The organism is Thalassospira sp. UBA848 (genome assembly GCF_002295455.1).
Lineage (GTDB): Bacteria > Pseudomonadota > Alphaproteobacteria > Rhodospirillales > Thalassospiraceae > Thalassospira.
Window position 1 is genome coordinate 28786 of sequence record NZ_DBGS01000054.1, and the last position, 7722, is coordinate 36507.

The 7722-nt window shown below is 53.4% G+C and carries 7 protein-coding genes; 3 read left to right on the top strand and 4 right to left on the bottom strand.

Annotated elements, in window-relative coordinates:
* Positions 1–2 precede the first annotated feature (2 nt).
* Entirely contained in the window at positions 3–2066 is a 2064-nt protein-coding gene (locus B2R48_RS07040; protein ID WP_296999064.1) for a sensor histidine kinase, read from the bottom strand.
* A 544-nt stretch (positions 2067–2610) separates the two neighbouring features.
* On the opposite strand from B2R48_RS07040, the gene lepA reads away from it, so the two are divergent.
* Both lepA and B2R48_RS07050 read left to right on the top strand, forming a co-directional pair.
* A complete protein-coding gene (gene lepA / locus B2R48_RS07045) occupies positions 2611–4416 on the top strand; it encodes a translation elongation factor 4 (protein ID WP_062956898.1) in 1806 nt (601 codons plus the stop codon).
* Positions 4417–4548: 132 nt separating this feature from the next.
* Positions 4549–5013, top strand: a complete 465-nt coding sequence (locus B2R48_RS07050) for a heme-degrading domain-containing protein (RefSeq protein WP_296999067.1) — start codon at positions 4549–4551, stop codon at positions 5011–5013.
* Between the two features lie 97 nt (positions 5014–5110).
* Here B2R48_RS07050 and B2R48_RS07055 read toward each other — a convergent pair whose 3' ends face one another.
* The 3 genes from B2R48_RS07055 to B2R48_RS07065 all read right to left on the bottom strand — a co-directional run bounded on the left by B2R48_RS07055 (position 5111) and on the right by B2R48_RS07065 (position 7014).
* Complete coding sequence (locus tag B2R48_RS07055) at positions 5111–5383, bottom strand: hypothetical protein (RefSeq protein WP_296999069.1); 273 nt, start codon at positions 5381–5383, stop codon at positions 5111–5113.
* Positions 5384–5556: 173 nt separating this feature from the next.
* The gene (locus B2R48_RS07060) at positions 5557–5955 is read right to left on the bottom strand and encodes a GFA family protein (RefSeq protein WP_296999073.1); all 399 of its coding nucleotides are present in this window, start codon (positions 5953–5955) and stop codon (positions 5557–5559) included.
* 36 nt (positions 5956–5991) lie between these two features.
* On the bottom strand, positions 5992–7014 hold the full coding sequence (locus B2R48_RS07065) for an NAD(P)/FAD-dependent oxidoreductase (protein WP_213475097.1): 1023 nt from the start codon (positions 7012–7014) through the stop codon (positions 5992–5994).
* Positions 7015–7255: 241 nt separating this feature from the next.
* Here B2R48_RS07065 and tsaE point away from each other — a divergent pair.
* Positions 7256–7722, top strand: a 467-nt coding sequence (gene tsaE / locus B2R48_RS07070) for a tRNA (adenosine(37)-N6)-threonylcarbamoyltransferase complex ATPase subunit type 1 TsaE (protein ID WP_296999075.1), incomplete at its 3' end; no start/stop codon positions are given.

Below are 7722 nucleotides of genomic sequence, written 5' to 3' on the forward strand. Positions count from 1 at the left end.
TATTATCGGTTTGTGGCTGTGTCGGGGTGATGAACACGCAGGGTAAAGATGATGGTCGTGCCGGGGTCACTGATCGGGCGACTGGTATCAAGCCAGATGCGACCACCATGCTGTTCAACGATCTTGCGGCAGAGCGACAGGCCAAGTCCGGTTCCGGAGAACTCGTCTTTATGCAGGCGCTGGAACAGGCGGAAAATCCGCTGTGCGTGTTCGGGATGGACGCCAATGCCATTGTCACGCACCGAAAAACGCCAATGATCGCGCATAACCGGGTCGGGTTCGACCGTAATTGATATGTGCGGCGGAACGCCGGGGCGTCGATACTTGATGGCATTGGACAAAAGGTTCTGGAACAGGCGTGAAAGGGCGATGCGGTCGCCCATGACGGTGGGCAGGTCATCATGGGTTATGGTCGCGTGTTCGCGCCCGATTACGTCCTTGAGGTCGGCTTGCGCCTCGTTCAGGACCTGATTGCAATCTATTTCAGTGAAATCCTCACCGACGCCGGTTTTGGCATATTCAAGCAGATGACTGATCAGCTTGTGCATGCGCTTGGCGCCATCAACGGCAAAGTCGATATATTCGTCAGCTTCCTGATCCAATGTGCCGCCATAGCGCTGTTTGAGAAGCTGCGTATAGCTTGCCACCATGCGCAGGGGCTGTTGCAAGTCATGGGATGCCACATAGGCAAACTGTTCAAGGTCTTCGTTGCTGCGTTTCAGCTGATCAAGCGTATCGCGCAGCTTGTTGGCATTTTCGACAAACTCGGTTACGTCGCGTGCGCTACAGAAAATCATGTCATCAAACGGCCCAACACAATGCCAGGCCAGCCAGTGGACATTTTCTTTGCGGTCCAGAACGCGCAAAATGGATTTGCCGTCGCCCGCCATGGACATGTTGCCTTTCTGGCGCATGGCAGTCATTGCAGTTTGTTGATCGTCGGCGACAAACAGCTTGAAGAAGGGCTTGTTGACGACGTCATGCACGGGCAATCCCATCAGGTCTTCAAGTGCCGGGCTGAAACCGCGCAGAATGCCGTCCTTATCAACAGCAATTGCCGGTTCGGGCGTATGCCGCAGGTACGTCTCAAACGGATGACAGAGTTCCTGTTGTGTCGCGGTTTCGAGAAGAAGAACTGACGTGAACTCGCGATCATATTCGCTGTATCGATGCGCCATCAGGTAAAAGCGCTGCATCTGGTTCTTTGCCGTTCGGACATCGACCATCGTACCGACGCGCGCATCCGGCCAGACATTGTCAATCAGCGGACCTCGCAGTTTGGTTCGCGATGCTGGTGATAAACGATCCAGAAAATCGGTCATGCTTGTGCCGATATTGTCCGCCGTCGGGCCAAGGATTTCGGGCCAGTTTAATTGTGTTGTCAGCCTGCCATCCGGTGTGTCGACCGGCCAACTGATCACCGCACACCCGCATTCCGACAGGGTGTTTTCTGTGTCGCTGAAATGTTCTGCAAGGTGGGCGGCACGCATGTGTTGCCGTTTCAGGCGCTGCCAAAGCCAGACAGCCAGCCCGCACAGGATGGACATAGCCATGACAAACATCAGCGCATGCAAGATGAATGCATCGCGCCAGTTCCCCAAAAGCGTACTGCGCGGCGTGTAAGTCACGACAATCCGGTTGATTTCGGGCAGTTTGCTATAGGCCAGCACCATGACTTCGCTGCTATGGACACACAGCAGCGAATCACGTTCTGTTTGTTGGGTGCTGATATACTCGCCAAGATCACCCAGCAGATGCGGCGGGATAAACCCCTTGATCTGGTTAAGCTGATTGTCAAGCAGGCCGACAGTTATGTCGGGGTCATCTGCGACGATCTTTTGCAGATCGACATCATTGTGCAACAGCAGCATTGATCCCAGTCGAAACGCCGTGGCTTCGAGCTGTGAACTGGCATTATCAACAGCGCTGTCATAAAGCGTCTTCTGAATGAAGAAGAAGGAAAACAGCAGGACAAAAACACCAGTCAGCGTCAATGCCGCAAGCCGCTTGCGCAGCGTCACAAGGCTGCGTTTGGACAGGGATGGCTCGATTGACGTTATGAACATGTTTTTGGCGTATCTCTGCCAGACAAAATTATTGTTTCCTCAAGTACTAAACCTAAGGCCTTTTTGCATGGTTGAAAAGGAAACAAACAATTGAATTCATAGCTGTGGTGACCCATTTGCCTGCAGTCAGGGTCACTTGCCGGGGCTGAAATCCAAACCGGTCAAAGCACTTTTGACGTGGTTGTCATCTGTGTGCCGGATCACGGTTTGCGTGCGCATCGCTTGTACATAACACAACGCTTCTAATTCAGCGCAAAAACCCCTATAAACCCGCTGGTGATTGATCCGGGAAATGACCAAACCGAATTTCCGATGGATGCAATTGTCGCGCAACACGGACTTTCTGTTTGTTCCTTTTTGCATCAATGATGTGAATTGATCTGATGTCGCCGCCGAAAATGGCTGGCTGACGCAGAAGGGTGCAAAGCAACGACTGACGATTTGCGCGCTGTTGATCCATCGGGTAGCGGGTGATCACACCGTTTCGAAACCAAATGTGCCACGCGGCGGAATGCCAGCCAATTTAGTGCCAGAAGCAGCCAAAATGACTGACCTTAAGAACATTCGTAACTTTTCGATCATTGCCCATATCGACCATGGTAAATCGACCCTGGCCGATCGTCTGATCCAGTTGACCGGTGGCCTGACCGAGCGTGAAATGGCCGAACAGGTTCTCGACTCGATGGATATCGAACGCGAACGCGGGATTACCATTAAATCCCAGGCTGTTCGGTTGAAATACACCGCCAAGGATGGGCAGGAATATACCCTGAACCTGATGGATACGCCGGGTCACGTCGACTTCGCCTACGAAGTATCGCGCTCACTGGCTGCCTGCGAAGGGTCGCTTTTGGTGGTGGATGCCGCGCAAGGCGTGGAAGCCCAGACCCTTGCCAACGTCTATCAGGCGATTGAAAACGATCATGAAATCGTCCCGGTTCTCAACAAGGTCGATCTTCCGGCTGCGGAACCTGACCGGGTCAAGGAACAGATCGAGGAAGTCATTGGCATTGATGCCTCTGACGCGGTCATGATTTCGGCCAAGACCGGCATGGGTGTGCCCGATGTTCTTGACGCGCTGATCGAACGTTTGCCCCCGCCCACCGGGGATGCGGATGCACCGCTTGAAGTTCTTCTGGTTGATAGTTGGTATGACACCTATCTGGGTGTGATGATTCTTGTGCGCGTCAAGGAAGGTACCCTTAAAAAGGGCCAGAAAGTCCGCTTCATGAACGCCAAGGTTACCCATCAGATTGAGCGTGTCGGCGTGTTCACGCCAAAACCGCTTGCGCTTGATGAACTCGGCCCGGGTGAAGTTGGCTTCATCAACTGCGGTATGAAAACGGTTGCCGAATGTGAAGTCGGTGACACCATTACCGAGGAAAAACGCCCCTGCGCCAAGCCGCTGGCCGGTTTCAAGCCGTCCATTCCGGTGGTGTTCTGTGGTATCTTCCCGGTCGATACCAGCGAATATGAAGTGCTGCGTGATGCGCTTGAAAAGCTGCACCTCAATGACGCGTCTTTCCAGTTCGAACCGGAAAACTCGACCGCCCTTGGTCTTGGCTTCCGTTGTGGCTTCCTTGGCCTGCTTCATCTTGAAATCATTCAGGAACGTCTCGAGCGCGAGTTCGAACTTGAACTCATCACAACTGCCCCTTCGGTGTCTTACAAGATCACCATGAGCAAGGGTGAGGAAATCACGCTGCACAACCCGGCTGATTTCCCGGATGTGACCAAGATCAAGGCGATTGAAGAGCCGTGGATCAAGGCATCGATCATGGTGCCGGATGAATATCTTGGCGGGATCCTGACCCTTTGCACCGAACGCCGTGGCATTCAGCAGGATCTGACCTACGTTGGCAACCGTGCGATGGCGGTTTACAAACTGCCGCTCAACGAAGTCGTGTTTGATTTCTATGACCGTCTGAAATCGATCTCGCGCGGTTATGCCAGCTTCGATTACGAGATTGCCGGCTATGATGAAAGCGATCTGGTCAAGGTTTCCATCCTTGTCAACGAAGAGCCGGTCGATGCACTGGCGCTGATGGTGCACCGTTCGGCAGCCGAATATCGTGGTCGTGAGATCTGTAAACGTCTTAAAGACCTGATCCCGCGCCAGATGTTCCGCATCGCCATTCAGGCCGCCATCGGTGGCAAGGTGATTGCCCGTGAAACCGTATCGGCCCTGCGCAAAGACGTAACGGCAAAATGTTACGGCGGTGACGTTTCACGTAAACGCAAGCTGCTTGAAAAACAGAAGGCCGGTAAGAAAAAGATGCGTCAGTTCGGCAAGGTCGAAATTCCGCAATCGGCCTTTATCAACGCGCTTAAGATGGGCGACGACAAGTAAGCCGAAATTACGACTCCGAAACAAAGGCTGTACTCCATTGCGGATGCAGCCTTTTTTATTTGTGGTTCCCCATGGCCGTGTGCTGCGTTATGCATGGCCACACCAACCCGTTATTTGCCCAAGGAGCCCGCAATGGAATTGGACCAGCTTGCCAGACAGGAAGAAATTCTGGTGTTTGACCGTTTTGACGAAGACATCGCCTGGTCGGTTGGCTCCAAACTGGTCGGCGTGGCACAAGCGCAAAACGCCCCGGTCGCTGTCAATATCCGCACCCCGGACCGTACCCTGTTTCACGTATCCCTTTCCGGTGCCAAACCGGCCAATGATTCTTGGGCACGACGCAAAAGCAATCTGGTGCTGCGTGAACATCAAAGCTCGATGCGCTTTGGCGCTGAGTTGAAAGCCAATGGCAAAACACTGGCAGATCACGGAATTGATTTTGCCGACTATGCCGACCACGGTGGCAGTTTCCCGATCCGCGTTGCCGGTGTGGGTGTGATTGGCGCGATCACGGTTTCCGGCCTCGCATCGCATGAAGATCACGGCATGATTGTTGATGTGTTGGCCGAACATCTTGGTGTGTCGATCAAGCTTTAAGACACAGTGAGTTTAACCGGGTGATTTGACCGGACTGTTAAACGCAATATTTCTGCGATACTTGACGTCAAACGGGAAACCGGGCGACAGGGCAGGCTTACTCTTCCAAAATGGCCTGAACCTTATGGGATACCCATTTTGATATGATGGTCGAACCGGCGACCAAAAGGCCGATCGCAACCGCTGTACCAATGACAATGATGAAGCTGCCAGCAGAACGTCCATGCATCATCATCTGAAAGGTGGTTTGGAACGTCACCATCATCAGCAAGGTGCCAAGCAAAAGCGTACCTGAACCAAACAGCATCAGTTTGCGCATATTCATCTTTCGGCGGTTGTTCGGTTGGTCGTCCTGATTCTGGTCGCTCATTTCGTTCCCCTGATGGTGATATGTGCGAATTCTACTCTTGGTGGAATTTTGCAGCCTGTCATGATTAAGCCCTGAGGGCCAGAGACAAAGTTTCTTTTGTCCAGTACCTGTGTTGTCACCAGTTTGACAGGAACGAGCTTTAGTACTCTAAAGAGGGTCAGGGGGCGTCGCGCTTAATCAAAATGCTCGATCTCAGGGTCGATTCCGGCAAAGCTCGGCAGTGCCGTGCTCATCCAAAGATGCTTTTTGGCCTTGAACAGGCTTGGGTCATCAAATGTGCCCAATCGGAAATCGATGAAGCTGTCATCATCGCCCTTGCGCCAGGTAACGCTTGATCCGCATATCGGGCAAAATCCGCGGTATTTTCCAGGCGAGCTTTCATATTCGCGCGGCTTGCTATCCCATGTGACGGCATGGGCCGGGAACGCAACAAAGGTCGAAACACCCGAACCGCTATCCTTGCGACACATGCCGCAATGGCAGTGATTGCTGCCAATCGGTTCTCCGGATGCAACAAAGCGCACCGCGCCACAAAGACAACCTCCACTATGTTCGGGATGTTTTGTGGTCATGGTGCGTTTCCTTGAAAACTTTGACCAAATGTCGGGTTATTCGTTCGGAACACCCGTCGTGGTCGAATATTCGAAGTGGAATTCCTTGTCCGGGAACATATAGGCGCGAGCAGCGTGGATCGCGCTTGCCCCTTCGGCAAAGCCCGACAGGATCAGCTTGAGTTTATGCTCATAGGTCGCGATATCGCCGATGGCAAAGATGCCCGGGACCGATGTTTCCATCGTCGCCTGTTTCACGCCGATATGGTTTTTCTCAAGATTAAGGCCCCAGTCCGCAATTGGGCCAAGTTCCATGGCAAGGCCAAAGAACGGCAGAAGGTGATCTGCTTCAAGTTCCCGCTCTTCGCCCTTAAGCGTCGCGACAACCACGTGTGACAGAATGCCGTTTTCACCCTTAAGTCCCTTAAGCTGATAGGGAATGACCATCTCGATCTTGCCCGTTTCCGCCAGTGCATGCAGTTTCGCGCTGCTGTCAGGGGCCGCGCGGAATTTCGGGCGACGATGAACAACCATCACCTTGGCGGCGATGTCATGCAGCGACAGGGCCCAGTCCACAGCCGAATCACCGCCACCGGCAATCACGACGTTTTTGCCAGCAAAGTCGGCACGACGTTTGACGTAATACTGAACGCCACCGGATCCTTCGTAATCTTCAAGGCCATCCATCGGCGGTTTGTTCGGGCCAAAGGCACCGCAACCAGCCGCAATCACAACCGCACCGGCATCAATCACCGTGCCCTTGGTGGTTACCAGCGTGAAGCGACCATCATCGCGTTTTTCAAGCTTGGTGACCTGCTGACCCAGATGATAGGTCGGCTCGAACGGGTCAGCCTGTTTGGCAAGTTCGTGAATAAGGTCCTGACCGGCAATCTGCGGATGGGCCGGAATGTCGAAAATCGGTTTTTCAGGATAAAGCGCGCTGCACTGGCCGCCGACCATATCAAGCGCGTCGATCACATGGGATTTAAGCCCCAGCATACCGGCTTCGAAAACCGCAAAAAGCCCGACCGGGCCTGCGCCAATAATGGCAATATCTGTGCTATGCGATGCGTCTGACATACTTCTTCCATCCAAATAAAATCGAATTTGGGTAGGGGGCTGACCCCAAGCCCGGCGGTGTGCGGGATTTCTTATGCAGCCAGATAGCATCTGGGGCATGATATCGCAATGTAAACTGGCCATTATCCGGCGTTGCGCCGTGATTTCAGCCACAAGCAAAAACTGGCTTCGCAAAATCATTGCGAAAGGCCGCATCAAACCCCTAAAACAGAATGCAAGAGCCACTTAAAAGACGGACATCATGACCAGGACAGTCACTGTCAGCGATCAAAACGGGACCGAAGCCCTAGCCGCCAAGCTTGCCGCTGTTGCCAGGGCAGGGGACGTGATCTTGATGCATGGGACACTCGGCATGGGTAAAAGTGCCTTTTGCCGCGCCTTCATTCGGGCGGTGGCCGATAACCCGCACGAAGAAGTTCCCAGTCCGACTTTCACACTGGTTCAGATCTATGAACTTGATCGCGTGCCGGTCTGGCATTTTGACCTGTATCGGCTGTCTGACCCCGAAGAAGTCCACGAACTTGACATCGAGGATGCCTTTTCCGATGCCGTCAGCCTGATCGAATGGCCGGATCGGCTGGAATATCTGACCCCGGAAAACCGCCTTGATATTCATATCGATCCCGGATCGAACCCTGATGGCCGTGTGTTCAAGCTTGAACCGCATGGTGATGACTGGGATGCACGCATCAATGATCTGGTGGTGGA

Bases quoted from the DNA above. Each gene is read 5' to 3' on its own strand.
- B2R48_RS07065 (WP_213475097.1), bottom strand. From the start codon at position 7,014: ATGTCAGACGCATCGCATAGCACAGATATTGCCATTATTGGCGCAGGC.
- B2R48_RS07040 (WP_296999064.1), bottom strand. From the start codon at position 2,066: ATGTTCATAACGTCAATCGAGCCATCCCTGTCCAAACGCAGCCTTGTG.
- lepA (WP_062956898.1), top strand. From the start codon at position 2,611: ATGACTGACCTTAAGAACATTCGTAACTTTTCGATCATTGCCCATATC.
- B2R48_RS07055 (WP_296999069.1), bottom strand. From the start codon at position 5,383: ATGAGCGACCAGAATCAGGACGACCAACCGAACAACCGCCGAAAGATG.
- B2R48_RS07050 (WP_296999067.1), top strand. From the start codon at position 4,549: ATGGAATTGGACCAGCTTGCCAGACAGGAAGAAATTCTGGTGTTTGAC.
- B2R48_RS07060 (WP_296999073.1), bottom strand. From the start codon at position 5,955: ATGACCACAAAACATCCCGAACATAGTGGAGGTTGTCTTTGTGGCGCG.